The following is a 25,578-nucleotide window of genomic DNA, read 5'->3' on the forward strand; positions in this document are numbered from 1 at the left end:
CGCGCGCGCCCGCCGCGCACACCGGCGGGAAATGGACATCGCGTTCCGTACCGGCCACGTGGAAGGATGGCGCGACCCACACATCACGAGGAGATGACCGCGTGCCTGGCACAAACCTGACTCGCGAAGAGGCGCGGCAGCGGGCGACGCTGCTGACCGTTGACTCGTACGAGATCGATCTCGACCTCACCGGCGCGCAGGAGGGCGGCACCTACCGGTCCGTGACCACGGTGCGCTTCGACGTCGCCGAGGGCGGCGGCGAGTCGTTCATCGACCTGGTCGCGCCGACGGTCCACGAGGTGACGCTCAACGGCGACGCCCTCGACCCCGCCGAGGTGTTCCAGGACTCCCGCATCGCCCTGCCGGGGCTGCTGCCGGGCCGCAACATCCTGCGCGTGGCCGCCGACTGCGCGTACACCAACACCGGCGAGGGCCTGCACCGCTTCGTCGACCCGGTCGACGACCAGGCGTACCTGTACACGCAGTTCGAGGTGCCGGACGCGCGCCGCGTCTTCGCGAGCTTCGAGCAGCCGGACCTCAAGGCGACCTTCCAGTTCACCGTGAAGGCGCCCGTGGGCTGGACGGTCGTCTCCAACTCGCCGGCCCCGGAGCCTCAGGACAACGTCTGGGCCTTCGAGCCGACCCCGCGCATCTCGTCGTACATCACGGCGCTGATCGTCGGCCCGTACCACTCGGTGCACAGCGTGTACGAGAAGGACGGCCAGTCCGTCCCGCTCGGCATCTACTGCCGTCCCTCGCTCGCCGAACACCTCGACGCGGACGCCATCTTCGAGGTGACCCGGCAGGGCTTCGAGTGGTTCCAGGAGAAGTTCGACTACCAGTACCCCTTCGCCAAGTACGACCAGCTCTTCGTGCCGGAGTTCAACGCGGGCGCGATGGAGAACGCGGGCGCGGTGACCATCCGGGACCAGTACGTGTTCCGTTCGAAGGTGACGGACGCCGCGTACGAGGTGCGGGCGGCGACGATCCTGCACGAGCTGGCGCACATGTGGTTCGGCGACCTGGTCACCATGGAGTGGTGGAACGACCTGTGGCTGAACGAGTCGTTCGCCACCTACGCCGAGGCCGCCTGCCAGGCCGCCGCGCCGGGCTCGAAGTGGCCGCACTCGTGGACCACGTTCGCCAACCAGATGAAGACCTGGGCGTACCGGCAGGACCAGCTGCCGTCCACGCACCCGATCATGGCGGACATCAGCGACCTGGACGACGTGCTCGTCAACTTCGACGGCATCACGTACGCCAAGGGTGCGAGCGTGCTGAAGCAGCTCGTCGCGTACGTCGGTGAAGAGGCGTTCTTCAAGGGCGTCCAGGCGTACTTCAAGCGGCACGCGTTCGGCAACACGCGCCTGTCCGACCTGCTGGGCGCGCTGGAGGAGACGTCCGGGCGCGACCTGACGACCTGGTCGAAGGCGTGGCTGGAGACGGCCGGCATCAACGTGCTGCGCCCGGAGATCGAGACGGACGGCGAGGGCGTCGTCACGTCCTTCGCCATCCGCCAGGAGGCCCCGGCGCTCCCGGCCGGCGCGAAGGGCGAGCCCACGCTGCGCCCGCACCGGATCGCGATCGGCGCCTACGACCTCGACGCCGGCGGCAAGCTGGTGCGCGGCGACCGGGTCGAGCTGGACGTGGACGGCGAGCTGACGGCCGTATCGCAGCTCGTCGGCAAGCCCCGCCCGGCGGTGCTGCTGCTCAACGACGACGACCTGTCGTACGCCAAGGTCCGCCTCGACGAGCAGTCCCTCGCCGTCGTCACCGAGCACCTCGGCGACTTCACCGAGTCGCTGCCGCGCGCCCTGTGCTGGGCGTCCGCCTGGGACATGACCCGGGACGCGGAGCTGGCGACCCGCGACTACCTCTCCCTGGTCCTGTCGGGCATCGGCAAGGAGTCCGACATCGGTGTCGTGCAGTCGCTGCACCGCCAGGTGAAGCTGGCCATCGACCAGTACGCCGCCCCCGCCGCCCGCGAGGCGCTGCTCACCCGCTGGACCGAGGCCACCCTGGCCCACCTGCGGGCCGCCGAGGCGGGCAGCGACCACCAGCTGGCGTGGGCGCGGGCGTTCGCGGCGACGGCCAGGACGCCGGAGCAGCTGGACCTGCTGGACGCGCTGCTCGACGGCACGCAGACCATCGAGGGCCTGGCCGTGGACACCGAGCTGCGCTGGGCGTTCGTGCAGCGGCTGGCGGCCGTGGGCCGGTTCGGCGGCTCGGAGATCCAGAGCGAGTACGAGCGGGACAGGACGGCCGCCGGTGAGCGCCACGCCGCCACCGCGCGTGCCGCCCGCCCGACGGAGGCGGCCAAGGCGGAGGCCTGGGAGTCGGTCGTGGAGTCCGACAAGCTGCCGAACGCCGTGCAGGAGGCGGTCATCGCGGGCTTCGTCCAGACCGACCAGCGCGAGCTGCTGGCGCCGTACACGGAGCGGTACTTCGAGGCGCTGAAGGGTGTCTGGGAGTCCCGTTCGCACGAGATGGCGCAGCAGATCGCGGTCGGCCTGTACCCGGCGGTGCAGGTGTCCCGGGAGACCCTGGACCGCACGGACGTCTGGCTCTCCTCCGCCGAGCCGAACGCGGCCCTGCGCCGCCTGGTCTCGGAGTCCCGCTCGGGCGTGGAACGCGCCCTGCGCGCCCAGGCGGCGGACGCGGCGGCGTCCGAGTAGCCGGTACGCACGACAGGGGGCGTCCGGTCCCGCACCGGGCGCCCCTGTGTGCGTCAGGCCGCCGCGCGCACGGAGGCGTCCAGCAGCTCGCCGAGCGCCGCGCGGGCCTGCCGCAGGTGGGCGATCCGCGTGTCCATTTCGGCCAGTTGCTCCCGCAGCAGGTCCTGGACGCAGACGTCGACCTCGGGGCCGTCGCCCAGGACGCACGGGACGAGTTCGCGGATGACCCGCGTCGGGAGCCCGGCGGCCAACAGCGTGCGGATGCGCGCGACCTCGGTGACGGCCTCGGCCGGGTACCGGCGGTGGCCTCCCGCGTCACGCCGCGGAGCGAGCAGCTCCTGCTCCTCGTAGTAGCGCAGCAGACGGACGCTCACCCCGGTCGCCCGTGCCAGTTCACCGATCCTCATGTGCCCCACCTCACACTCGACGGCCTTGAACCTCACATCGATGAGAGATCCTACGGTCGCCCCATGACCACCTCACCGCGAACGCCCCTGTCCCTCTACGGCTTCCTGCGCCCCAGGCCGGAACGCGCCGACGAGGTCAGGCGGATCCTCACCTCCTTCGTCGAGCCCACCCGGCGCGAGGAAGGCAACCTCCAGTACCACCTGCACGAGCACGACGACGGCCGGTTCTTTCTCTACGAGGTCTGGCGCTCCCAGGCCGACCTGGACCGGCACAACGCCCTCCCGGCCCTGCGGGCGTTCCTGGACCGCCTGCCGGAGTACCTGGAGGGCGAGGTGGAGGGGTACTTCGACACCATGCTGAGCGCCTATCCGGCGGCCGACGGCACCTGAGGTCCGCCGGGGCGGAGCGCGGCGGCCGTCCGCAGCGCGTCCAGCACCCGGCCCACCGCCGTCCTCTCCTCCGCGCCCCTGCGCACCGCCGCGACCACGTGCCGGACCGGGCGGTCCGCACGCAGTTCGCGCATCACCACGCCGTCCCGGGGCACCGCCGCCGTCCGCGGCACCAGGGCCACGCCCATGCCCGCCTCGACCATCGCGAGGATCGCCGTCCAGCCCGCCGCCGCGTGGGCCTGGTGCGGGCGGAAACCGGCCGTCTCGCAGGCTCCCCGGGTGATGTCGGACCAGGGCCCGCTGCCCCCGAAGATCCACGGCTCGGCGGCGAGGTCGGCCAGCCGGAGCCCGTCCGCGCGGGCCAGCCGGTGGTCGCCGGGCAGGGCGACGTCCAGCGGGTCGGCGAGCAGCGGGACGCGGGTGAAGCGCGGGTCGGCGGCGCTCGGCGCCTGCGCGGCCAGCGACAGCGCGAGGTCCACCTCCCCGGCGGCGAGCAGCTCGTACGCCTCCTGCGCCTCGGCCTCCCGCACCCGCACCGCGATCCCGGGGTGCGTCGCCCGCAGCGCGGTGACGGCCGGTACGACGAGGGCCGGTACGGCGGTGGAGAAGGCGCCGACCCGTACCTCGCCGGCGTCCCCGTGGACGTAGGCCGCCAACTCGGCGTCGGCGCGCTCCAGTTGCTCGAAGACGGCCTCGGCGTGCCGCAGCACCAGCCGGGCCGCGTCGGTCAGCCGGACCCGCCTGCCCTGGGCCCGGAGCAGCTCCACCCCGAGCTGCCGGGAGAGGTTCGTCAGCTGCTGGGACACGGCGGACGGCGTCATGCGCAGCGCCTCGGCGGTCGCGGTCACCGTGCCCCGTTCGCGCAGCGTCCGCAGGATGTGGAGCTTGCGGATGTCCCAGTCGGCCATGGCGGCAACCTATCCGCGCCGCCCCGCCCCTACCCGCGCGACCCCGCGCCCAGGACCACGCCGCCCAGGATCAGCGCCATGCAGCCCGCCTGCGCCCAGCCGGTCGGCTCGGCGAGCAGCGCCCAGGAGAGCAGGGCCACGCACACGGGCTGGAGGTAGTAGACGATCCCGGCGCGGGTCGGTCCGATGAGCGAGATCGCCTTGTTCCAGGCGAAGAAGGCGAGCGCGGAGGAGGCGACGCCGACGTAGAGGAGGGGCAGCACGGTGTCCGGCGTCGGGCTGAAGCCGCCCTGCACGGCGAGGCTGACGCCCTGCGCGGGCAGCAGCAGGACGGTGCCGAACAGGAACGTGGTGAAGAGGAACCCGGCCCCGTCCAGACCGGCGGGCCGGCGGCGCAGCAGGGCGCTGTACGACCCGAAGCAGCAGGCGGCGGCGATCATCCACAGGTCGCCGGCCGAGAAGGAGGCCCCGCCGCCGACCAGCAGCAGCACGCCGGCGCAGGCGGTGAGCAGCCCGGCGACGCGGCGGGCGCCGAGCCGTACGCCGCCCGCGCGTTCGTGGACGGCCATCAGGACGGGGGACGCCGCCATGATCATGCCCATGTTGGCGGCGGGGGTGGTGACGCCGGCCTGGTTGACCAGGGTGTTGTAGACGGTCACGCCGAGCAGGGAGGCGAGGAGCACGAAGCCGAGGTGGCGCCGGATCAGCTCCCGTTGCCGCCAGGCCCGCCGGGCGCCGAAGGGGGCGACGACGGCGAGGGCCACCACCCAGCGCCAGAACGCGTGCTGGACGGGCGGGACGCTGTCGCCGAGGGCGCGGGAGGTGACGAAGCTGCCGGACCAGACGAGGGTGGCGAGTGCGGCGAGCCCGATTCCGAGGGCGACGGGGGTGGCCGTCGCCCTCGGGACCGGGCTCGCGCCGTCGGCGCGGCGGGCGGGGGTGGTGGTCCGGCGGTCGGCTACGGCCACGGAGGTCCTTTCGGGGCGACGGTCGCGGGGCCTCTACCGTCGCGCACCGGCTCGTGTCAGGTCCATCGAATCTTTTCGACCGTTTCGTGAAGCAGAACTGAAAGGTCGGCCGGGCACGACCGGCTCGGCCCGTGACGCGAGCTGTCCCGCCACGGTCGCCCCGAACGCCAGGGCCATGCCCACGAGCTGAACCGGCGTCAGCGTCTGCCCCAGGGCCGCCCAGCCGAGCACGGCGGCGGTCAGCGGCGAGAGCGGGACGAGGAAGGTGGCCTGGGCCGCGGAGAGCCGGCCGATGCCGCGGAACCAGAGCCAGTACGCCACCGCCGTGTTGGCGAGCGCCAGGTACAGGTAGCCGCCGGCCGCCGGGCCGTCCAGCGCGGGCGGGGCGCCCTCGGCCAGCAGGGCGAGCGGCGCGATGAGCAGGCCGCCGGCGGTCAGCTGCCAGCCCGCGAGGGCGAGCGGGCCGACGCCGTCGGGGCGGCCCCACCGCTTGGTGAGGACGGTGCCGGCGGACATGGACGCGGTGGAGGCGAGGGCGGCGAGCACGCCGAGGACGTCCAGCGCCCCGGCCGCCCTCAGCACCACCAGGCTCACGCCGAACGCGGCGACGACGCCGGTGAGCACGGAGCGGGCGGTGGGCCGCTGCCCGAGCAGCAGCGCCGAGAGGCCGACGACGAGGAGCGGGCCGGCCGAGCCGACGACGGCGGCCATGCCGCCGGGCAGCCGGTAGGCGGACAGGAACAGCAGCGGGAAGAAGGCCCCGATGTTCAGCGCGCCCAGCACCGCCGCCTTCCACCACCAGGCGCCGCGCGGCAGCACCCGGGCGAGGGCGAGCAGCAGCAGGCCGGCGGGCAGGGCCCGCATCAGCCCGGTGAACAGGGGTCGGTCGGGCGGCAGGAACTCGGTGGTGACGGCGTAGGTGGTGCCCCAGGAGACGGGGGCGAGGGCGGTGAGCGCGATGAGTGCGGGGCGGTTCGCGGCCATGGGAGGCCCCTTCCATCAGGACGATGCAAGTAGCTTACCGCTAAGCTACTTATCGGCAAGCAACTTTCTTGCGGCCGACCTGTCCGCGGCCGATACTCGTCCCATGAGCGAGCGCCCCGAGCAGCACCCGGACCCGGTCGACGCGATCATCGGCCAGTGGGCAGCGGTCCGGCCCGACCTGGACACCACCGCGATGGAGGTCTTCGGCCGCGTCAACCGGCTCTCGCGCGCCATCGGCGAGCGGATGGAGAAGGCCTACGCGCGGTTCGGGATCGCGCGCGGGGAGTTCGACGTCCTGGCGACGCTGCGCCGCTCCGGTGAGCCGTACGCGCTCTCGCCCCGGCAGCTCTCGGCGACCCTGATGCTCACCACCGGCGGCATGACCGGCCGCCTCGACAAGCTGGAGCGCGCCGGGCTGCTGCACCGCTCCCCCGACCCGCACGACCGCAGGGGACTGAGGGTCACGCTCACCGACAAGGGGCTGGCACTGGTCGACGAGGCGGTCGGTGCGGGCCTCGCCGTGCAGACCGAGGCGCTGTCCGCCGGGCTCGACGCCGGGCGGGCCGCCCAACTGGCCGGCCTGCTGCGCGACCTGCTGGCCGCGACCGAGCGGTAGCCGGACGGCGGCGCACCCGGCGCCGGCGCCGGACGACGGGGCGTGCCCGGCACCGCCCCGCACGCACGGCGAGGGCGCCGGGCCCCGCGCGTACGGCTGACGTGCGTACGTGCGCGGGGGCCCGGCGCCCTCGGTGAAGCGGCGGTGAGCCGTCAGGCCTTGGCGTCGGCCTTGGGACGGGTCTTGATGTTGCGGGAGGTCACCCGGTGCTCCTCCTTGGACTTGTCGAGGACCATCACCAGGCCGGCGATGACCGCGAACAGCACGATCGGGGCCACGACGTAGAGGCCCAGCGTCTCGATGACGCTCAGGCCCGTGCCGGGGTCGTCACCGTCGTCGCGCGTCAGGGCGAGCGCGGGGGACGACATGAGCAGCATCATCAGCGTCGTACCGGCTGCCAGGGCGCCGGCGCGCAGGGCGTTCTTCTTGTCCACGGTGCAAAGTTAGCGAACGGCCGCGGCGGCCGCGCGCCCGGGGTGCCCGTACGGGTCCCGCGGGCGCCGCGCTCAGCCGCCCCCGTGTTCCCGTACGGCGTCGATCAGGGCGTGCAGCCGGGGTGAGGCGGCCAGGTCCTCCAGGGTCACCGGGCGGCCCTCGGCGTCGGCGACGGGCAGCCGCCAGTTCGGGTACTGGTCCCAGGTGCCGGGGAGGTTCTGCGGGCGGCGGTCGCCGACGGCGTCCGGGAGCCAGATGCCGGTCATCCGGGCGGGGGTGCGCAGCAGGAAGCGGTGGACGGCCTGGATGCCGGCCTCCTCGGAGGGGGCGCCGGTGTCACCGCCGGTGCCCCGCAGCAGGCCGAGCCGGGCCAGGACGTCCAGCCACTCCGCCGTGTCCGCCGACGCCTCGGCCCGCTCCTCCTCCAGCGGGCGGGTCAGCAGACCGAGCCGCTCGCGCAGTTCGACGTGTTCGCCGGTGAGGCGGGCGGCGGTGGACGGCAGGTCGTGGGTGGTGGCGGTGGCCAGGCAGTCGGCGCGCCAGCGCTCGGGGGGCAGCGGGCGGCCGTCGCCCTCCCAGTCGCGCTCGAACCAGAGCACCGACGTGCCGAGCACTCCGCGCGCCCGCAGCGCCTCGCGCACGCCGGGCTCCACGGTGCCCAGGTCCTCGCCGATCACCAGGGCGCCGGCGCGGGACGCCTCCAGGACGAGGACGGCGAGCATGGCCTCGGCGTCGTAGCGGACGTAGGTGCCCTCGGTGGGCGGGTGGCCCTCGGGGACCCACCAGAGCCGGAACAGGCCCATCACGTGGTCGATGCGCAGGGCTCCGGCATAACGGAACAGGCCGCGCAGCAGGCCCCGGAAGGGGGCGTAGCCGCAGTCGGCGAGGCGGTCGGGGCGCCAGGGCGGCAGGCCCCAGTCCTGGCCGCGGGCGTTGAAGGCGTCGGGCGGCGCGCCCACCGACATGCCGGCGGCGAAGTACTCCTGCTGGGCCCAGGAGTCGGCGCCCCTCGGGTGCACGCCCACGGCGAGGTCGTGGACGACGCCGACCTGCATGCCGGCCTCGCGTGCGGTGTGCTGGGCGGCGGTGAGCTGGGTGTCGGCGAGCCAGGCGAGGCGGGAGTGGAAGTCGACGCGGTCCATCAGCTCGGTGCGGGCGCGGTCGGTGTCGGCCGAGCGCGGGTCGCGCAGGCCCTCGGGCCAGCGGTGCCAGTCGGGGCCGTGGACCTCGGCGAGGGCGCACCAGGTGGCGTGGTCCTCCAGGGCGGTGCCCTGTTCGGCGAGGTAGTCGCAGTAGGCGGCGCGCCGGCCGGGTCCGAGGGGGACCTCCAGGAGCAGTTCGAGCGCCTCGCGCTTCAGCTCCCACACGGCGTCCCGGTCGATGAGGGCGCCCTGGTGGAGGACGGCCTCGCGCAGGCGCCCGGCCCGCTCGCGCAGCGCCTGTGCGCGCTCGGGGCCGGTGACGTACGCGAACTCGGGCACCTCCTCGATCCGCAGGTGCACGGCGTCGGGGAAGCGGCGCGAGGAGGGCCGGTACGGGGAGGGGTCGGTGGGGGCGCCTGGCACGGCCGCGTGCAGCGGGTTGACCTGGACGAACCCGGCGCCGAGGGCGCGTCCGGCCCAGTCGGCCAGTTCGCGCAGGTCGCCGAGGTCGCCCATGCCCCAGGAGCGGTGGGACAGGAGGGAGTAGAGCTGGACGAGGAGCCCGTGGGAGCGGCCCTCGGGGACGGGCAGCCGGGCGGGCGCGACGATCAGGTGGGCGCGGGCGGTCCGGCCGTCGGGCGCGGTGGCGGTGAGGCGGTGGACGCCCGGCGGCAGCTCGCGGACGCCGTCGCGGGTGTCGCCCTGCTCGGTGTCGACGCGCAGCCGGGTGCCCTCGGGCAGCGCGGCCAGCGCGGCCGGTGCCGGGCCACCGCTCCAGGCGACCACGGTGGGCGGCAGCAGACGGGCGTCCAGCTCCGCCTTCCGGGCGGCCAGCGCGGCGCGGACGGCCTCGGGCGTGCCCGCGTCCACACCGAGGGCGGCCAGCGCGCGGGTGACGGCGGTGACCGACGCGGCGACCGTGTGGTCCGGGGAGGGGCTGTAGGAGGTGGCGACGCCGTGCAGGGCGGCGAGCCGGGTCAGATCCTCGGGAAGGTCCTCGGTACGGGGCTCGGCCGGCCGGGCTGCTGGCATCGTTGACCTCTACGACCTCGTGGGTTCGGGGACGGCGAAGGAGGGTCCGCCCTGCTCCGGCACGTCCGCCGTGAGTTCGGGCGAGGACTCGCTGGTCAGCGGTACGGCGTCGGCGAACGGCGACTCGCTGGTGAGGGGTTCGGCGTCGGGCAGCGGCGGCTCGCTGGTGAGCGGGGTCTCGGCGCAGCTGCCGGTGGCGCCGAAGACGCAGTAGTGCGGGGTGTCGGAGGCGGCGGAGGGCTCTGCCCACGGTGTGGACGGCTCCGCCACGGGTTTGGACGGGGCCGGGAGCAGCAGGGGTGCCGGTGCAGCCACGGGGGTCTCCTTCGTCGAGGATTCGTCGAGCTTCGTCGGGAACGCTTCTGGCGGGTTACGGCAGCCCTACCCAGTCCTCGCGAGGACAGACGCCCCGGCACCGACAACGTGGCCCTGGTCACATCTCTCCGTCGAGAAATCTCCGCGAATCCGGGCAGATCAGTCACCTAACCCGTTCCAAGATCACGCAAACCGGTCGCACCGCCCGCGGACAGTCGCGCCGGCGTCCGCGGAATCATCCCCGCCAGCTATTCACTCAGTACATGTACGCGGTGAATACTGTGCGCCATGAGTACCCGTCACATCCTGCTGGGGCTGCTCGCCTCGGGGCCGAGCCACGGCTACGACCTGAAGCGGCGCCACGACGCCCGCTTTCCCGAGGCCCGGCCGCTGGCCTACGGGCAGGTCTACACGACTCTCCAGCGCCTGGTCCGGGACGGCCTCGCGGAGGTCGACGGCACCGCGTCGGAGGGCGGCCCGGAGCGGACGGCGTACCGCACGACGGACGAGGGCGCGCGCGAACTGGCCCGGTGGGCCGGTCAGCCCGCCCCGCCCGCGCCCTTCGTGACGAACGAGATCTTCGCCAAGGTCGTCGTCTCGATCCTCACCGGCGGCGACGCGGCCGCCTACCTGACGGCCCAGCGCGCCGCCCACATGGAGCGGATGCGGCAGCTCACGGCGGTGAAGACGGCACCCGGCACGGACCTGGCCACCGTGCTGTCGGCCGACTACGCCCTCAACCACCTCGACGCCGACCTCCGTTGGATGACCACGACGGCGGCCCGGCTCACCACCCTGACCGCGGAGGTCCGCACAGCATGACGAACGGCGACACGACCGGGATCGCGACGCGGCCGCTGCTCGCGGCCCGCGACCTGGTGAAGGCCCACGGCAGGACGGAGGCCCTGCGCGGCGCCTGCGTCGAACTGCGGGCCGGCGAGATGCTCGCCGTCACCGGCGCCAGCGGCAGCGGGAAGTCGACGCTGCTGCACTGCCTGGCCGGGATCGTCCGGCCGGACGCCGGTGCGGTGACGTACGACGGGCAGCGGCTGGACCGGCTGCCGGAGAAGCGGCTGAGCGAGCTGCGCCGCACCGACTTCGGGGTGGTCTTCCAGTTCGGCCAGCTGATCCCGGAGCTGACCGCCCTGGACAACGTGGCGCTGCCGCTGATGCTGGCCGGCACCGCGCGCGCCGAGGCGCGGGCGCGGGCCGGCGAGTGGCTGGAGCGGTTCGGGGTGCGCGGGCAGGGCGAGCTGCGGCCCGGCGAGCTGAGCGGCGGGCAGGCACAGCGGGCGGCACTCGCCCGGGCCCTGGTCACCGGGCCGAAGGCGGTGTTCGCGGACGAGCCGACCGGGGCGCTGGACTCCCTGGCGGGCGAGCAGGTGATGACGGCGCTCGCGCACACGGCCCGGGAGTCGGGCACGGCGGTACTGCTGGTCACGCACGACGCCCAGGTGGCCGCGTACGCCGACCGCGAGGTCCGGCTGCGCGACGGCGCGGTGGCCCCGCTGGGGGTGAGCGCGTGAGCACGGTGACCGCGGACCTCCGGCTGGCCCGGCAGCTCCTGCGCGGCTCGGACCGGCGGGAGTGGTGGCGGATCACGCTCACGGCGACGGGGGCGGCACTGGCGACGGGCTTCGCTCTGGCGGCCGCCACGCTCGCGTCGCTGCGGGGCGGCCTGTCCGTCTCCGTCGGCCACGGCCTGCTGGACGAGCCCGGCACCCGGTCCGGGGTGATCGTCAGTCTGCTGCTGTCGCTGGTGCCGGTGCTGGGCTTCCTCGGCCAGTGCGCCCGCATCGGCGCCGTGCACCGCGACCGGCGGCTGGCCGGGCTGCGGCTGGCCGGGGCGACCCCCTGGCAGGTACGGCGGATCGCGGCGCTGGAGACCGGGCTCGCGTGTCTGGCGGGCTCGGCGGTGGTGACCGTCTTCTCCGTCCTGCTCCTGCTGCGCCTGTGGAGCCGGCCGACCGCGCTGACCTGGGCGGGCATCGCCCTGGTCGCCGTCGGTGTGCCGGTGCTGGGCGCGGCGGCGGGGGCGCTGGCGCTGCGCCGGGTGGTGGCCTCCCCGCTGGGCTGGGTGCGCCGGACCCGGCCGACGACGGGCCGGGGCCCGGGGCGCCTCTTCCTGGGCGCGCTGCTGCTGGTCGCGGTCGCGGCGCCGTTCGCCGTGGCCGCCACCGGCTCCGGGTCGGGCGGCCGGGACCACCACCAGGGCCCGTTGACCGTGTTCGCCCTGGTCATCGCGGTCGGTGCCGGCGCGGTGTGGCTGTCCGGGACCACCGCACGGCTCACCGGGCGCCTGCTCGCCGGCCGGGCCCGGACGGCGGCACCGCTGATCGCGGCGGAACGGCTGCGCGACGACCCGTGGGCGGCGGCCCGCACCCACGCCGCCGTCCTGCTGGTCACGGTCGCCGGTACGGCCTTCCTGTGCGTCCGGCACGCGATGCTCACCGAGCTGCGCTCCCGCGAGGGGCGCCTCGGAGCCGACCTGGACTACTACACCACCGGCCTCGACCTGGCCGGCGCCGCCGTCCTCGTCGCCCTCGCGATCACTCTCTCCGGGCTGGCCGTGGGCACCGCCGAGTCCCTGACCACCCGCCGCCGGGCGCTGGCCGCCCAGGTCGCGGCGGGAGTGCCGCGCACGGTCCTGAACCGGGCCCTGCTCCTGGAGACGGCCCTCCCCCTCGCCCCCGCCCTCCTCCTGGCCGGCGCCGGCGGCCTGGCGGTCGGCGTCTGGTACGCGTCCCTCACCGGCGCCGGCTCGGTGCCGTGGACGGCGGTGCTGGTCGCACCGGGGGTGTACGCCTCCTGCCTGCTGGCGGCGGCGACGGCACTTCCGCTGCTGGGCCGGTCGGTGCGGCCGGGGGAGCTGCGGTACGCGTGAGTGCCCGAGGGGCCGTCGGATGCGCCGTACGCGCCGTACGCTGGGCGATCGAACCCCGCAGTGGGCCTGATCAGCGGCACCCGCCACGAGGGCCGCGCCCGCCCCGACGGCGGGCCGCCGAAGAACCGGGTGCGCCGAGCGGGCCCGAGCCGGCGTACACGAAGGCCCGGACCGTCAGGCGGAGATGCCGTCGATCCGGGCCATGGCGTCCTCCGCGCCGTACGGCTGCAGGTACGGCAGCCAACGCGGGTCCCGGTGGCCGGTGCCGATGATGCGCCAGGCCAGGCCGGTGGGCGGGGCGGGTTTGTGGCGCAGGCGCCAGCCGATCTCGCCGAGGTGCCGGTCGGCCTTGACGTGGTTGCAGCGGCGGCAGGACGCCACGACGTTGTCCCACGCGTGCAGGCCCCCGCGACTGCGCGGGACGACGTGGTCGACGCTGGTGGCGACGGCGCCGCAGTACATGCAGCGGCCCCCGTCGCGGGCGAACAGCGCCCGCCTGGTGAGCGGGACGGGCCCCCGGTAGGGCACCCGCACGAACCGCTTGAGCCGGACCACGCTGGGTGCGGGCACGGTGACCGTCGCGCTGTGCAGGTAGGCGCCGGACTCCTCGAGGCACACCGCCTTGTTCTCGAGGACGAGGACGAGCGCGCGGCGGAGCGGTACGACGCCGAGCGGCTCGTACGACGCGTTGAGAACCAGGACATGCGGCACGGATGCCTCCTTGTACGCCGGCGGCGCGTGGCTCGCGCCGGGACGATCCGTAGTCAGTCTCCCCTCATGGCTGGTGGAAGCGCCACCATGTCCCGGTAACGGGCTGGGAGTGTTTTCGACCACACGGCACGCGTCCCCGGGACGGTGACCAGTCCATGGGCGGGTGAGTACCGTCTCTCCCGCCCATTTCGGGCCGAACCGCGCCCGGTGCCCCGTTAGTGTGGTGCTTCTGCCCGTCCGGTGACCTTTCCGTGACCTTGACCGGACCTCGGAGGACGGGCCGCCGCATCTGGAGGTATCCGCCGTGTCCCTGTCCGCCGCCGTCCTGTCGGCCGCCGGTTCGTCGCCGTCCCCCTCGCCGTCCCCGACGGCCCCGGCGGTCCCCTCGCTGCGGGAGGCCCAGGAGAGCGCGACGAACGCCGCGGGCTGGGTCGAGGAGAACTGGTCGACGTGGCTGGCGATCGGCCTGCGGGTGCTGCTGATCGTGGTGATAGCGGTGGTGCTCCGGGCCGTGGTGCGGCGGGCGATCACCAAGCTGATAGACCGCATGAACCGGCGTACCGGCACGGCGGGCAGCACCGCGCTGAGCGGCCTGCTGGTCAACGCGGAGCGGCGCCGTCAGCGCTCGGAGGCCATCGGCTCGGTCCTGCGCTCGGTGGCCAGCTTCCTCATCCTCGGCACCGCGGCCCTGATGGTGCTGGGCACCTTCCAGATCAACCTGGCCCCGCTGCTCGCGTCCGCCGGTGTCGCCGGTGTCGCGATCGGCTTCGGCGCCCGCAACCTGGTCACCGACTTCCTCTCCGGCGTCTTCATGATCCTGGAGGACCAGTACGGCGTCGGCGACAGCATCGACGCGGGCGTGGCCTCCGGCGAGGTCATCGAGGTCGGACTGCGGGTGACCAAGCTGCGCGGCGACAACGGCGAGATCTGGTACGTCCGCAACGGCGAGGTCAAGCGGATCGGCAACCTCTCCCAGGGCTGGTCGACGGCCGGCGTGGACGTGACCGTCCGCTCCGACGAGGACCTGGAGAAGGTGCGGGAGACCATCGCGGGGGTCGGCGAGCGGATGAGCAAGGAGGAGCCCTGGAACGAGATGCTCTGGGGCCCGATCGAGGTGCTCGGCCTGGACTCCGTACTCCTCGACTCCATGGTGGTGCGGGTCTCGGCGAAGACGATGCCCGGCAAGTCCCTCACCGTCGAGCGTGAACTGCGCTGGCGGATCAAGCGGGCCTTCGACTCGGCCGGCATCCAGATCGTCGGCGGCCCCGAGGTCCCCGGGCAGCCGGCCGGCACCCCGGACCCGACCGCGGGCATGGCCGCCCCGTCGGCCTACGCGAGCACCGTGTCGCCGCAGTCCGTCGCGGCCTCGCCGATCACCCCGCCGAGCACCAGCAAGTAACGGGACACCCCACCGCTCCTCCCGACCGCCCGCCCTGCCCCCGGAGTCGACGACCCCGTCGCCCCCGGGGGCGGCCTCTTGACGGCCCCCGTCCGTCGGCCTACGTTTCCCGTCTGACAGGAAAGTTTCCTAACAGACGCGAGTGAGGCATCCGTGGCGGGAATCGCCGGCTCTCCGGGCACCCCGAGCGTCCTGCGCGCCATGAACGACCGGGCCGCGCTCGACCTCCTGCTGGAGCACGGGCCGCTGTCCCGCACCCGGATCGGCGGGCTCACCGGCCTGTCGAAGCCGACCGCCTCCCAGGTGCTGGCCCGCCTGGAGGCGGCGGGGCTGGTGCTGGCCGGCGGCACCACGGAGGGCCGCCCGGGCCCGGGCGCCCAGCTGTACGAGGTCAACCCGGCCGCCGCGTACGCCGCCGGGCTCGACGTCACCGCGGACCGTCTCCTCGCGGCGGTCGCCGACGTCACCGGGCGCACGGTCGGCCGCTACGAGCTGCCCACCCCGGGCCCGCGCGCCGCCATCCCGGTCGTCCGGCAGGTCACCGACGCCCTCGACGGCGCGGTCGAGGCCGCCGGGCTGGCCCGGGACGACGTCCGCCGCCTCGTCATCGGCACCCCGGGCGCTTTCGACCCGGGCACCGGGCGGCTGCGCTACGCCTCCCACCTGCCCGGCTGGCACTCCCCCGCCCTGCTCGGCGAACTCGCCGCCGCCCTGCCGATGCCCGTCGAGTACGAGAACGACGTGAACCTCGCCGCCGTGGCCGAACAGCGCCTCGGCGCGGCCCGGGGCCACGAGGACTTCGTCCTGCTGTGGAACCAGCAGGGCCTGGGAGCCGCCCTGGTCCTCGGCGGAAGGCTGCACCGCGGCTGGACCGGCGGCGCGGGCGAGGTCGGGTTCCTCCCGGTGCCGGGCGCGCCGCTGGCCCGCCAGGTGAGCCGCACCGGCAGCGGCGGCTTCCAGGAGCTGGCCGGCTCCCAGGCCCTGCCCGCCCTGGCCCGGCAGCTCGGCGTCACCTCCGTGCCGTCCGGGCCCTCCCACGAGGCCGCCGCCGGCCTCGTCGCCCGCGCCGCGCGGACCGACGACGGCGACGGCCCGCACCGCCGGTTCCTGCGGGCCTACGCCACCCGCCTCGCCACCGGCCTGGCCTCCCTCGTCTCCGTCCTGGACCCCGAGCTGGTGGTCCTGAGCGGCACCTCGCTCACCGCCGGCGGCGAGGCGCTGCGCGCCCTGGTCCAGGAAGAGCTGGCGGAACTGGCAGCGTCCAGGCCCCGGCTCGTCGTCGGTGACGTCACCGAGCACCCCGTACTGCGCGGCGCGCTGGAGAGCGCGCTGGCGACCACCCGCGACGAGGTCTTCAACACCTCGCGCTGAAGCGCTCCGGGACCCCCGGCGCCCGAAGGAAGGGTTGATCTCCGCATGAAGCTCACCGTGGTCGGCGGCGGCTCGACCTACACACCCGAACTGATCGACGGCTTCGCCCGGTTGCGGGCCACCCTGCCGGTGGACGAGCTGGTCCTGGTCGATCCCGCGGCGGACCGGCTGGAGCTGGTCGGGGGCCTCGCCCGCCGCATCCTCGCCAAGCAGGGCCACGACGGCCGCGTCGTCACCACCTCCGACCTGGACGCGGCCGTCGACGGCGCCGACGCCGTACTGCTCCAGCTGCGCGTGGGCGGCCAGGCGGCCCGCGAGCGGGACGAGACCTGGCCCCTGGAGTGCGGCTGCGTCGGCCAGGAGACGACCGGCGCGGGCGGCCTCGCCAAGGCGCTGCGCACGGTGCCGGTGGTGCTGGACATCGCCGAGCGGGTCCGCCGGGCCAACCCGGACGCCTGGATCATCGACTTCACCAACCCGGTCGGCATCGTCACCCGCGCCCTGCTGCGGGCCGGGCACCGGGCGGTCGGCCTGTGCAACGTGGCGATCGGGCTCCAGCGGACGTTCGCCGCGCTGCTCGGCGTGGCACCTGCCGACGTCCACCTGGACCACGTGGGTCTCAACCACCTCACCTGGGAGACCGGCGTCCGGCTCGGCGGCCCCGGGGGCGAGGACGTCCTGCCCCGGCTGCTGGCCGAGCACGGGGACGCGCTCGCCGCCCGCCTCCGCCTGCCCCGCCCCCTCCTGGACCGCCTGGGCGTCGTCCCCTCCTACTACCTGCGCTACTACTACGCGCACGACGAGGTCGTGGACGAGCTGCGCGCCAAGCCGTCGCGGGCCGCCGAGGTGGCGGAGATGGAACGGCGCCTGCTGGAGATGTACGGCGACCCGGCCCTGGACGAGAAGCCCGCCCTGCTGGCGGAGCGCGGCGGCGCCTACTACTCCGAGGCGGCCGTGGACCTGGCCGCCGCCCTGCTCGGCGGCGCGGGCTCTCCGTACCAGGTGGTGAACACGTACAACCGGGGCACGCTGCCCTTCCTGCCCGACGACGCGGTGATCGAGGTGCCGGCGGCGGTGGGCGCCGAGGGCGCCTCCCCCCTGCCGGTGGCGGCCGTCGACCCGCTGTACGCGGGGCTGATGGCGAGCGTGACGGCGTACGAGGACCTCGCCCTGGACGCGGCCCTGCGCGGCGGCCGGGACCGGGTGCTGCGGGCACTGCTCGCCCACCCCCTGGTCGGCCAGTACACCTACGCCGAGCGGCTCACCGACCTGCTGCTCGCGCACAACCGGGAGCACCTGACGTGGGCGTGAGCGCGAGCCTGCTCGCCGTCGACGCGGGCAACAGCAAGACCGACGTGGCCGTGGTGACCGCCGGCGGGGAGGTGCTCGCCACGGCCCGCGGCGGCGCCTTCCGGCCGCCCGCCGTGGGGGTCGAGCGGGCGGTGGACGCCCTGGGGGAGACGGTGGCGCGGGCCTTCGCGGCGGCCGGTGTCACCTCGGTCGGGCACGTCTCGGCGTGCCTGGCCAACGCCGACCTGCCCGTGGAGGAGGAGCGGCTCGCCGCCGCGCTGCACGCGCGCGCGTGGGGCACGAGCGTGGACGTGCGCAACGACACGTTCGCGGTCCTGCGGGCCGGCGTCGCCGAACCGCGCGGGGTCGCCGTCGTGTGCGGGGCCGGCGTCAACTGCGTCGGCATGCGCCCCGACGGCCGCACCGCCCGCTTCCCCGCCCTCGGGCGCGTCTCCGGCGACTGGGGCGGCGGCTGGGGGCTGGCCGAGGAGGCGCTGTGGCACGCGGCGCGGGCGGAGGACGGCCGCGGGGAGCCCACGGAGCTGGCCCGCACCCTCCCGGACCACTTCGGGCTCGGTTCGATGTACGCCCTCGTCGAGGCGCTGCACCTGCGCCGCGTCGAGCCCGTACGGCGGCACGAGCTGACCCCGGTGCTGTTCGCCACGGCGGCCGGCGGCGACCCGGTCGCGCGGGCGATCGTGGACCGGCAGGGCGACGAGGTGGTGGCCATGGCCGTGGTCGCGCTGACCCGGCTGGACCTGCTGGGCGAACGGACGCCGGTACTGCTGGGCGGCGGCGTCCTGGCGGCGCGCCACCCGCAACTCGACGACCGCGTACGGGAGCTGCTGGCCGCCCGCGCCCCGAAGGCGGTGCCGACGGTGGTGACGGAGCCGCCCGTGCTGGGCGCGGTTCTGCTGGGTCTGGACCGGACGGGGGCGGGCCCCGGGGCGCACGCGCGGGTCCGGCGGCACTTCGCCGCCTGAGTCCGCGGCGGTCCGGGCGGGAACCGCACCGGTTCCGGTGGCGTATTCATGGGCAGGGGTGGTGCGTTGCACCCGGATCGGATCAAGATCGGGTGAAGGCCGGTGCGAATGTCGGTGCGGACAGCGATACTTGCGGCGACGGATGACCACGGGGGAGGTCAGCAGTGACTCAACCGCCGAAGGGCGGCGCGGCGCCACCGCCCGGCACGGGCGCGCCCGCCCGCCCCGCCGTACCGCCGCAGTCCCCGCCGCGTGCCGGGCAGGTGCCGGCGCAGCGGGCGGGTGACCCGGGTGGCGGCGCCCTCGCCACGTCACCGCCGCCCCCGCCGCGGCGCACGGCGTTCGCCGAGGGCGTGGACCGGCTGCGCGCGGCGGCCGTCACCGAGCCGGGGCGGCTGCGGATCATCGGCGCCCTGCTCGCCGCCCTGGTCGTCGCCTTCGGCGCCGTCGCCGCCTGGCAGATGAACGAGCGGGCCTCGGCGGCCGACGACGTGCTGACCAGCAGCCAGCCGCTCAGCTCGGCCGCGGCCGGCATCTACCGCTCCCTCGCCGAGGCCAACACGGCGGCCTCCAGCGGCTTCCTGGCCGGCGGCCAGGAGACGAAGGACTCCCGCGACCGGTACAACAACGGCATCCGCGCGGCCGCCGAGGGCCTCGTGAAGGCCGCCGCCAACTCCGACGCCGACTCCCCCGCCGCGGCGACCATCGGCAGGCTCAACCGCCTGCTGCCCGAGTACAAGGGCCTCATCGAGCGCGCCCGCACCTACAACCGCCAGGGCTTCCCGGTCGGCGGCGCCTACCTGCGCTACGCCAACGAGAAGATGCAGAAGGAGATGCTCCCGGCGGCGGAGGATCTCTACAAGAAGGAGAACCAGCGCCTCGGCGCCGACCACGGCGACGCCCGGCCCTACCCGTGGGCGGCCATCGCCCTCGGTCTCCTCGCGCTCGCCGCGCTGGGCTGGGCGCAGTACCGCACCTACCGGCGCACCAACCGCGTCCTGAACCACGGCCTGGTCGCCGCCACCGCCACCGCCGGCCTCGTGCTGCTCTGGCTGGTCGTCGGCCACGGCGTCGCCCGGTCCAACCTGAACGACGCCTTCCGGCACGGCGCCGACTCCCTGAACGCGCTGCACGAGGCCCGCATCGCCTCCCTCAAGGCCCGGGGCAACGAGAACCTCACCCTGGTGTCCCGCGGCGCGGAAACCACCAAGGTGGGGGACGAGTCGTACGACGCCTACGACCTGGCCTTCGGGAAGAACATGAAGGTCCTCGGCGACAGCCTCGCCGAGGCGGACCGGCTCGCCGACGACGACGCGGGCGGCAGACCCGTCGAGGCGGCGAGCGGCGACATGGCGGAGTGGAAGAAGCGGCACGCGACCGCCCGTGAGCAGGACGAGAACGGCAACTACCGGCAGGCGCTGGACCTGGTGATCGGCGGCAAGGGCGCCACCGTCGAGTGCTTCGACGGCGTCGACGCCTCGCTCGCCGCCGCCATCGCGCACGAGGAGCGGGAGTTCGAGCGGGCGGCGGGCGACGGCCTCGACGCGATGCAGTACCTGCCGCAGGGCGCCGGTGTCCTCGCCGGACTCGGCGCGGCCGGCGCGCTGCTGGGCATCGGACGCAGGCTCTCGGAGTACCGGTGAGGCGGGAAGCGGGCCCGGCGAGGGGGTGTCGTTTGGATCAGGCCGGCTCCAAGCCACGGCGCCTTGTGGCCGACTCGAGCGGGGTCTGGTGCGTGCGGCTGCAAGGCGGAGGAGGGCGACAGGGCGGAGCCCTGGCAACCGACGACAACGCCGCAGATGCGCGTGCCAGGCCCCGCGACCCCGGCATGATCCGAACGACACGCCCTAACGGGTGGGAAAGGGTCCTGGTGGACGTGGAAGGGGGCGTGAGGATGCGCGCACGACGACTGCGAGCCGGCCTGAAGGGCTGGGGCGGGGTGGGGGCGATGGCCTTCGCCTGTGCCCTCGCGGTGCTCTTCGCCCTGCTCCTGCCCACGGTCCGCTCGCACGGCGAGGGCGGTGGCACGGGCACCGGCGGGCACCGCCCGGGCCACGGCAGCCAGGCCCGCGCCGCGCAGCAGTGCACGGCCCCGGAGAAGCAGACCCTGGCCCCCTCCGCCGCCGACGGCCCCACCATCGACGAGATCCAGAGCCGCGAGGGCGAGAAGCGCAAGCTGGTCGTCGGCGTCGACCAGAACAGCTACCGCTGGGGCTACCGCGACCCGAACAGCGGCGGCGGCGCCGAGCTGGAGGGCTTCGACATCGACCTGGTGCACCGCATCGCCCAGGACATCCTCGGCGACGCGGACGCCGTGCAGTTCAAGGCGATCCCGACCGACCAGCGCATACCCGCGATCCAGGACGGCCGGGTCGACATGGTGGTCCGCACGATGACCATCAACTGCGACCGCGTCCAGGACGTCGCCTTCTCGGCGCCCTACTTCCGCACCGGCCAGCAGGTGCTGGCGCCCAAGTCCCCGGACATCACCGGGTACGACGACACCCTGACCGGCAAGCGGATCTGCACGGCGGCGGGTTCGACGGCGCTGAGCACGCTGGAGCAGGACAAGGAGGACGGCCGCCTGGACGCCGACCTGAGCATCACCGTGCCCAGCCAACTCGACTGCCTGGTACGGCTGCAGCTCGGCGAGGCCGACGCGATCGTCACCGACGGCGCGCTCGCCGCCAGCCAGGCGGCGCAGGACCCGACGGTCGAACTGAAGGGCGACGCCTTCACCACCGAGTACTACGGCGTGGCGATGAAGAAGGACGCCGACGATCTGGTACGCCGGGTCAACCGGATCCTCGAGGAGTGGCGCGCGGACCGGACCAGGGGCTGGCAGCACTCCTACGACGAGTGGCTGTCCCCCACCATGGGCCAGGACTCGGCGAAGTCGAAGCCGCCGGCCCCGCAGTACCTGCGCGACACCTGACGAGGGCCGCACCGCAGGCAGACAGCACGCAAGTCCGCGACAGCGAAAGGTGATCGATGGGCGACACGGGACCCACCGGGCCGGTGATGGACCGGGACGAGGTGGACCGTGCGCTGGCGCGGCTCGGCGCGGAGCACGAGGCGATCGAGACCTCGCTCCTGGCCCTCCAGGACCACGCGGGCCGCAGACTCCTCGAGGGCGCCGACCTCACCGGAGTGACCGCCGAGCGCTGGAAGGCCGCGGAGGCGTCGATCACGCTGCTGTGGGCGTACTTCGACGCGTACGCGGGCGCGCTGCGCACCGCCCGCGAGATCCGGTCCCGGCGCCGCTGGTCCAGCCGCGAGGACCTGGCCGAGCTGACCGAGCTGCTGCGCGGCGAGGCCGTCACGGTCTCCGGCGCCGCCGCCGGGGGCGCGCCCGACCCGCGGGGCGGCCCCGGCCGGCTCAGCGAGCGGTACTCGCTGGCGGCGCTGGTGGACCGGATGAACCAGCTGTACGCGACCTCCCTCGACATGGTGGTCGCCGCCGACGCCGTGTGGTCGGCACTGCCCGCGCGGATCGACCTGCTCGCCGCCGAACTCCAGCGCACCCGCCGGCTCGCGCACTCCGTCGGCGTCCGCCCCGGCGAGCACCCGGCGGGCGACGACCTGGAGCGGATCACCCGCACCCTGACGAAGCTGCGCGAACGGGTGGTGTCCGACCCGCTCGCCCACTGGCTGCCCGCCGAGGGCAGTTCCGCGCCGGGCGGCGGCCGTCCGGACACCACGGTGTACGACCGGGAGGCGCGCGCCCTGGAGGACGTGCGCCGCGAGATCGACGCCGTGCTGGCCGTGCGCCAGGACGCCGAGCAGCGGATCGTGCGGCTGCGGGACGTGCTCTCCCGAGCGGACCGCACCCTCGCCGAGGCCCGCACCGCGCGCGGCGAGGTGCTGGCGAAGATCGCGGCGACGGAGGTGCCGGTGGTCAGCGGACCGCCGACCGCGCTCCAGGAGCAGCTCGCGGCGGCCGCCGAGTACCGCCGGCACGCGCAGTGGCACCGGCTGTCCCCGCTGCTGGAGTCCCTGGAGGAGAAGGCGGAGGACGAGCTGCTGCGGGCCCGCGAGTCGCTGACGGCGGTCACCGCGCCGCTCGCGGTCCGCGCCGAGCTGCGCGGCCGGCTCGACGCGTACAAGGCGAAGGTGGCCCGGCTCGGCCACGCCGAGGATCCCGAGCTGGTCGAGAAGTACGAGAAGGCGCGCCGCATGCTGTGGAGCGCGCCCTGCGACCTGCGCGTCGCCGAGCAGGCCGTGCTGCGCTACCAGCACGCGGCGGCCGACCTGCTCGGCTCCGCCCCGCGCGTGCCCGGCCAGGGCGGGCCGGTCGACCGGACGGGGCCCGGCGCATGAGCGACGCGGCGCAGACGAGGGGGAGGGGACGGCATGAGTGAGGCAGGGCGGACGTGCCAGCGTCCCGGCTGCGGCGGGACCTACGAGGACATGGGCGGCGGCGAGCTGTACTGCGACACGTGCGGCCTGGCTCCGGTCGTCGCCGCGGGCGGCATGGTGGGCTCGGCCCCGACCGGCGTCACCGGCGGCGGCGCGAAGGGCTCGCGCGGGTCCCGCGGCTCGGCGGGCAGCGGCAGTTCCCGTTCCAGCGCCCGCAGTTCGCGTACGTCGTCGCAGTCGTCGAAGTCGAGGCGCTCGGTGTCGGGGCGGCTCTCGCGGTCGGTGTCGGGCCGCTCCACGGGCCGTTCGGTGTCGGTGCGCAGCTCGGGTTCCGGCGCGGGGACCTCCACGCGCGGGCGCCTCGGCGCCGGCCTGGTCGAGGTCCCGGCGATCCCGCGGCCCGATCCGCGCGCGATGGTCCTGGACAACCCGGAGGTGCCCGAGCGCAAGCGGTTCTGCTCGCGCTCGGACTGCGGGGCGCCGGTCGGGCGCGCCCGCGGTGAGCGGCCGGGGCGGACCGAGGGCTTCTGCACCAAGTGCGGGCACCCGTACTCGTTCGTGCCCAAGCTGAAGGCCGGGGACGTCGTGCACGGCCAGTACGAGGTGGTGGGCTGCCTCGCGCACGGCGGGCTCGGCTGGATCTACCTCGCCGTCGACAAGGCGGTCTCCGACCGCTGGGTGGTCCTCAAGGGCCTGCTGGACACCGGCGACCAGGACGCGATGGCGGCGGCCATCTCCGAGCGGCGGTTCCTCGCCGAGATCGAGCACGCCAACATCGTGCGGATCTACAACTTCGTCGAGCACCTCGACCAGCGCACCGGCTCCCTCGACGGCTACATCGTCATGGAGTACGTGGGCGGCAAGTCGCTGAAGGAGATCGCCAACGCGCGCCGTTCCCCCGAGGGCAGACGCGACCCGCTGCCGGTCGAGCAGGCCTGCGCGTACGGCATCGAGGCCCTGGAGGCGCTCGGCCACCTGCACAGCCGCAACCTGCTCTACTGCGACTTCAAGGTCGACAACGCCCTGCAGACCGAGGACCAGCTCAAGCTGATCGACATGGGCGCGGTGCGCCGGATGGACGACGACGAGTCGGCCATCTACGGCACGGTGGGCTACCAGGCGCCGGAGGTCGCCGACGTCGGCCCGTCGGTCGCGTCCGACCTGTACACCGTCGGCCGCACGCTCGCCGTGCTGACCTTCGACTTCCAGGGCTACACCAACGTCTACGCCGACTCGCTGCCGGACCCCGACAGCATCGACGTATTCCGGCGGTACGAGTCGTTCTACCGCCTGCTGGTGCGGGCGACCGACCCGGACCCGGCCCGCCGGTTCGCCTCCGCGCGGGAGATGGCGGAACAGCTGACGGGTGTGCTGCGCGAGGTGGTCTCGCTCCAGACGGGCCGCGCCCGGCCCGCCGTGTCGACCCTGTTCGGGCCGGAGGTCCGGGTGACGGACACGGAGTTGTTCCCGCGACTGGACGGCGAGGTGTCGCGGCTGGGGGCCCGGCCGACCCGCTCGAAGCGCCGCGGCGCCCGCGGTACGGCGGCCCCGCAGCCGGCCGGCCAGGGCGCGTTGCCCGCGCTGCCGGGCGGCACCCACGCGGTCGTCGGCGCGCCCGGCGGTACGGGCCCGGACGTCGGCGTGTCCGGCGGCACCGGCGCGGGTGCGGGCGGGCCGGGCGCGGGTGCCGTCGGCGCGGGTGCGAGCGCCGCGCTGCCGGGCGCCGTGAGCACGGTCGGCGGCGTCGGCGAGCCCCCCGGGGGCCTGGTCAAGCCCGCCGACGCGCCCACCGCCGCCCTCGCGCTGCCGGTGCCCCGCGTCGACGCGGGCGACCCCAACGCGGGGTTCCTGGCCGGGCTCATGGCGTCCGCGCCGGCCGAGCTGCTGCCCGCGCTGGCCGCCGCGCCGGCGCCGTCCACCGAGACCCGGCTGCGGCAGGTCCGGGCCCTGCTGGAGAGCGGCGACGCGCCCGGCGCGCTGGAGTCCCTCCGGACGCTGGAGGGCGAACACCCGGACGACTGGCGGGTGGTCTGGTACCGGGGGCTGGCCGGACTGGTGACCGGCGACCACGAGGGCGCCGCCCTGGCCTTCGACGCGGTCTACGACGCCTTCCCGGGCGAGATCGCGCCCAAGCTGGCGCTCGGCCTGTGCGCGGAGGTACTCGGTCAGCTCGACAACGCCGCCGAGTACTACCGCCTGGTGTGGGCGTCCGACCCGAGCCATGTGAGCGCCGCGTTCGGGCTGGCCCGGGTCCAGCTCGCCGGGGGCGACCGGACGGGTGCCGTACGGACGTTGGAGTCGGTGCCGGAGTCGTCCGTCCACTGCACGGCCGCGCGCGTGGCGGCCGTCCGGGCCCGGCTGCGGCAGCGCACGGCGAGCGCCGGCGACCTGGCGTTCCTGGACGATCTGCTGGCCGCCGCGCGGCAGGTCGAGGCGCTGGACGTGTACGGTCTGGACCCGGCGCGGCGCGAGCAGCTGTCGGCGGAGGTCCTCGGCTGCGCGCTGGACTGGGTACTCTCCGGAGGTCGGGGTTCCGTCCCTCCCGCCGCCGGGGGACGGACGCTGCTCGGCAGCGGCCTGGACGAACGCGGTCTGCGTTTCGGCCTGGAGCGTTCGTACCGCACGCTGGCCCGTCTGGCGCGGGGCGGCGAGGAGAGGATCGACCTGGTGGAACGTGCCAATCGTTACCGCCCCCGGACGTGGGTGTAG

Annotated in this window: 22 protein-coding genes; 14 read left to right on the forward strand and 8 right to left on the reverse strand. The window is 74.8% G+C overall.

Features of this window, described 5'->3' with window-relative positions; translation table 11 throughout:
• The first annotated feature begins 101 nt into the window (after positions 1–101).
• Positions 102–2,675 carry an aminopeptidase N gene (pepN, locus tag ACFIF2_RS02150; RefSeq protein WP_395570720.1) on the forward strand — a complete coding sequence of 858 codons (2,574 nt, stop codon included), beginning with the start codon at positions 102–104 and terminating at the stop codon, positions 2,673–2,675.
• A 53-nt stretch (positions 2,676–2,728) separates the two neighbouring features.
• Here the strand turns inward: pepN and ACFIF2_RS02155 are convergent, their stop codons facing one another.
• A complete protein-coding gene (locus ACFIF2_RS02155; protein WP_395570721.1) occupies positions 2,729–3,082 on the reverse strand; it encodes a MerR family transcriptional regulator in 354 nt (117 codons plus the stop codon).
• 63 nt (positions 3,083–3,145) lie between these two features.
• Here ACFIF2_RS02155 and ACFIF2_RS02160 point away from each other — a divergent pair, with 63 nt between their 5' ends.
• Positions 3,146–3,472, forward strand: coding sequence for a putative quinol monooxygenase (locus ACFIF2_RS02160; RefSeq protein WP_395570722.1), 327 nt, complete (start codon positions 3,146–3,148; stop codon positions 3,470–3,472).
• On the opposite strand, the gene ACFIF2_RS02165 is transcribed toward ACFIF2_RS02160, so the two are convergent.
• The 3 genes from ACFIF2_RS02165 to ACFIF2_RS02175 are packed head-to-tail and all read right to left on the reverse strand — an operon-like array spanning position 3,448 to position 6,332.
• Entirely contained in the window at positions 3,448–4,380 is a 933-nt protein-coding gene (locus ACFIF2_RS02165) for a LysR family transcriptional regulator (RefSeq protein ID WP_395570723.1), read from the reverse strand. The genes ACFIF2_RS02160 and ACFIF2_RS02165 overlap by 25 nt on opposite strands.
• Before the next feature lie 29 nt (positions 4,381–4,409).
• Positions 4,410–5,348: a DMT family transporter gene (locus ACFIF2_RS02170; protein WP_395570724.1), complete on the reverse strand. Its 939-nt coding sequence runs from the start codon at positions 5,346–5,348 to the stop codon at positions 4,410–4,412.
• A gap of 33 nt (positions 5,349–5,381) precedes the next feature.
• Positions 5,382–6,332 carry an EamA family transporter gene (locus ACFIF2_RS02175; protein ID WP_395570725.1) on the reverse strand — a complete coding sequence of 317 codons (951 nt, stop codon included), beginning with the start codon at positions 6,330–6,332 and terminating at the stop codon, positions 5,382–5,384.
• A gap of 103 nt (positions 6,333–6,435) precedes the next feature.
• On the opposite strand from ACFIF2_RS02175, the gene ACFIF2_RS02180 reads away from it, so the two are divergent.
• Positions 6,436–6,948, forward strand: coding sequence for a MarR family winged helix-turn-helix transcriptional regulator (locus ACFIF2_RS02180; RefSeq protein WP_395570726.1), 513 nt, complete (start codon positions 6,436–6,438; stop codon positions 6,946–6,948).
• A gap of 152 nt (positions 6,949–7,100) precedes the next feature.
• Here the strand turns inward: ACFIF2_RS02180 and ACFIF2_RS02185 are convergent, their stop codons facing one another.
• The 3 genes from ACFIF2_RS02185 to ACFIF2_RS02195 all read right to left on the reverse strand — a co-directional run bounded on the left by ACFIF2_RS02185 (position 7,101) and on the right by ACFIF2_RS02195 (position 9,872).
• Complete coding sequence (locus ACFIF2_RS02185; protein ID WP_395570727.1) at positions 7,101–7,382, reverse strand: hypothetical protein; 282 nt, start codon at positions 7,380–7,382, stop codon at positions 7,101–7,103.
• A 72-nt stretch (positions 7,383–7,454) separates the two neighbouring features.
• Entirely contained in the window at positions 7,455–9,557 is a 2,103-nt protein-coding gene (gene malQ / locus ACFIF2_RS02190) for a 4-alpha-glucanotransferase (protein WP_395570728.1), read from the reverse strand.
• 9 nt (positions 9,558–9,566) lie between these two features.
• Positions 9,567–9,872 carry a hypothetical protein gene (locus tag ACFIF2_RS02195; RefSeq protein ID WP_019325427.1) on the reverse strand — a complete coding sequence of 102 codons (306 nt, stop codon included), beginning with the start codon at positions 9,870–9,872 and terminating at the stop codon, positions 9,567–9,569.
• 288 nt (positions 9,873–10,160) lie between these two features.
• On the opposite strand from ACFIF2_RS02195, the gene ACFIF2_RS02200 reads away from it, so the two are divergent.
• Genes ACFIF2_RS02200 through ACFIF2_RS02210 form a run of 3 tightly spaced genes read left to right on the forward strand, consistent with a single transcriptional unit; the run spans position 10,161 to position 12,756 of the window.
• Complete coding sequence (locus ACFIF2_RS02200; protein WP_395570729.1) at positions 10,161–10,694, forward strand: PadR family transcriptional regulator; 534 nt, start codon at positions 10,161–10,163, stop codon at positions 10,692–10,694.
• On the forward strand, positions 10,691–11,398 hold the full coding sequence (locus ACFIF2_RS02205) for an ABC transporter ATP-binding protein (RefSeq protein WP_395570730.1): 708 nt from the start codon (positions 10,691–10,693) through the stop codon (positions 11,396–11,398). The genes ACFIF2_RS02200 and ACFIF2_RS02205 overlap by 4 nt, the downstream gene beginning before the upstream one ends.
• A complete protein-coding gene (locus tag ACFIF2_RS02210) occupies positions 11,395–12,756 on the forward strand; it encodes an FtsX-like permease family protein (protein ID WP_395570731.1) in 1,362 nt (453 codons plus the stop codon). The genes ACFIF2_RS02205 and ACFIF2_RS02210 overlap by 4 nt, the downstream gene beginning before the upstream one ends.
• Positions 12,757–12,930: 174 nt before the next feature.
• Here ACFIF2_RS02210 and ACFIF2_RS02215 read toward each other — a convergent pair whose 3' ends face one another.
• Positions 12,931–13,467, reverse strand: coding sequence for an HNH endonuclease (locus ACFIF2_RS02215; RefSeq protein WP_210962055.1), 537 nt, complete (start codon positions 13,465–13,467; stop codon positions 12,931–12,933).
• A 304-nt stretch (positions 13,468–13,771) separates the two neighbouring features.
• On the opposite strand from ACFIF2_RS02215, the gene ACFIF2_RS02220 reads away from it, so the two are divergent.
• From ACFIF2_RS02220 to ACFIF2_RS02255, 8 genes are all read left to right on the forward strand, one after another.
• Positions 13,772–14,866 (forward strand): mechanosensitive ion channel family protein, encoded by a 1,095-nt coding sequence (locus ACFIF2_RS02220; protein WP_395570732.1) that lies wholly within the window; start codon positions 13,772–13,774, stop codon positions 14,864–14,866.
• A 153-nt stretch (positions 14,867–15,019) separates the two neighbouring features.
• Positions 15,020–16,237 carry an ROK family protein gene (locus tag ACFIF2_RS02225; RefSeq protein ID WP_395570733.1) on the forward strand — a complete coding sequence of 406 codons (1,218 nt, stop codon included), beginning with the start codon at positions 15,020–15,022 and terminating at the stop codon, positions 16,235–16,237.
• 45 nt (positions 16,238–16,282) lie between these two features.
• Positions 16,283–17,548: a 6-phospho-beta-glucosidase gene (locus ACFIF2_RS02230; RefSeq protein WP_395570734.1), complete on the forward strand. Its 1,266-nt coding sequence runs from the start codon at positions 16,283–16,285 to the stop codon at positions 17,546–17,548.
• Complete coding sequence (locus tag ACFIF2_RS02235) at positions 17,539–18,510, forward strand: N-acetylglucosamine kinase (RefSeq protein WP_395570735.1); 972 nt, start codon at positions 17,539–17,541, stop codon at positions 18,508–18,510. The genes ACFIF2_RS02230 and ACFIF2_RS02235 overlap by 10 nt, the downstream gene beginning before the upstream one ends.
• A gap of 164 nt (positions 18,511–18,674) precedes the next feature.
• Complete coding sequence (locus ACFIF2_RS02240; RefSeq protein WP_395570736.1) at positions 18,675–20,153, forward strand: hypothetical protein; 1,479 nt, start codon at positions 18,675–18,677, stop codon at positions 20,151–20,153.
• 251 nt (positions 20,154–20,404) lie between these two features.
• Positions 20,405–21,445: a glutamate ABC transporter substrate-binding protein gene (locus tag ACFIF2_RS02245; protein ID WP_395570737.1), complete on the forward strand. Its 1,041-nt coding sequence runs from the start codon at positions 20,405–20,407 to the stop codon at positions 21,443–21,445.
• Between the two features lie 56 nt (positions 21,446–21,501).
• Positions 21,502–22,830, forward strand: a complete 1,329-nt coding sequence (locus ACFIF2_RS02250) for a hypothetical protein (protein ID WP_395570738.1) — start codon at positions 21,502–21,504, stop codon at positions 22,828–22,830.
• A gap of 33 nt (positions 22,831–22,863) precedes the next feature.
• Positions 22,864–25,578 (forward strand): tetratricopeptide repeat protein, encoded by a 2,715-nt coding sequence (locus ACFIF2_RS02255; protein WP_395570739.1) that lies wholly within the window; start codon positions 22,864–22,866, stop codon positions 25,576–25,578.

This window comes from Streptomyces sp. BK79, assembly GCF_044142145.1.
GTDB lineage: Bacteria > Actinomycetota > Actinomycetes > Streptomycetales > Streptomycetaceae > Streptomyces.

Bases quoted from the DNA above. Each gene is read 5' to 3' on its own strand.
- ACFIF2_RS02230 (WP_395570734.1), top strand. From the start codon at position 16,283: ATGAAGCTCACCGTGGTCGGCGGCGGCTCGACCTACACACCCGAACTG.
- ACFIF2_RS02180 (WP_395570726.1), top strand. From the start codon at position 6,436: ATGAGCGAGCGCCCCGAGCAGCACCCGGACCCGGTCGACGCGATCATC.
- ACFIF2_RS02175 (WP_395570725.1), bottom strand. From the start codon at position 6,332: ATGGCCGCGAACCGCCCCGCACTCATCGCGCTCACCGCCCTCGCCCCC.
- ACFIF2_RS02160 (WP_395570722.1), top strand. From the start codon at position 3,146: ATGACCACCTCACCGCGAACGCCCCTGTCCCTCTACGGCTTCCTGCGC.
- ACFIF2_RS02250 (WP_395570738.1), top strand. From the start codon at position 21,502: ATGGGCGACACGGGACCCACCGGGCCGGTGATGGACCGGGACGAGGTG.
- malQ (WP_395570728.1), bottom strand. From the start codon at position 9,557: ATGCCAGCAGCCCGGCCGGCCGAGCCCCGTACCGAGGACCTTCCCGAG.
- ACFIF2_RS02165 (WP_395570723.1), bottom strand. From the start codon at position 4,380: ATGGCCGACTGGGACATCCGCAAGCTCCACATCCTGCGGACGCTGCGC.
- ACFIF2_RS02200 (WP_395570729.1), top strand. From the start codon at position 10,161: ATGAGTACCCGTCACATCCTGCTGGGGCTGCTCGCCTCGGGGCCGAGC.
- ACFIF2_RS02205 (WP_395570730.1), top strand. From the start codon at position 10,691: ATGACGAACGGCGACACGACCGGGATCGCGACGCGGCCGCTGCTCGCG.
- ACFIF2_RS02245 (WP_395570737.1), top strand. From the start codon at position 20,405: ATGCGCGCACGACGACTGCGAGCCGGCCTGAAGGGCTGGGGCGGGGTG.
- ACFIF2_RS02155 (WP_395570721.1), bottom strand. From the start codon at position 3,082: ATGAGGATCGGTGAACTGGCACGGGCGACCGGGGTGAGCGTCCGTCTG.
- ACFIF2_RS02255 (WP_395570739.1), top strand. From the start codon at position 22,864: ATGAGTGAGGCAGGGCGGACGTGCCAGCGTCCCGGCTGCGGCGGGACC.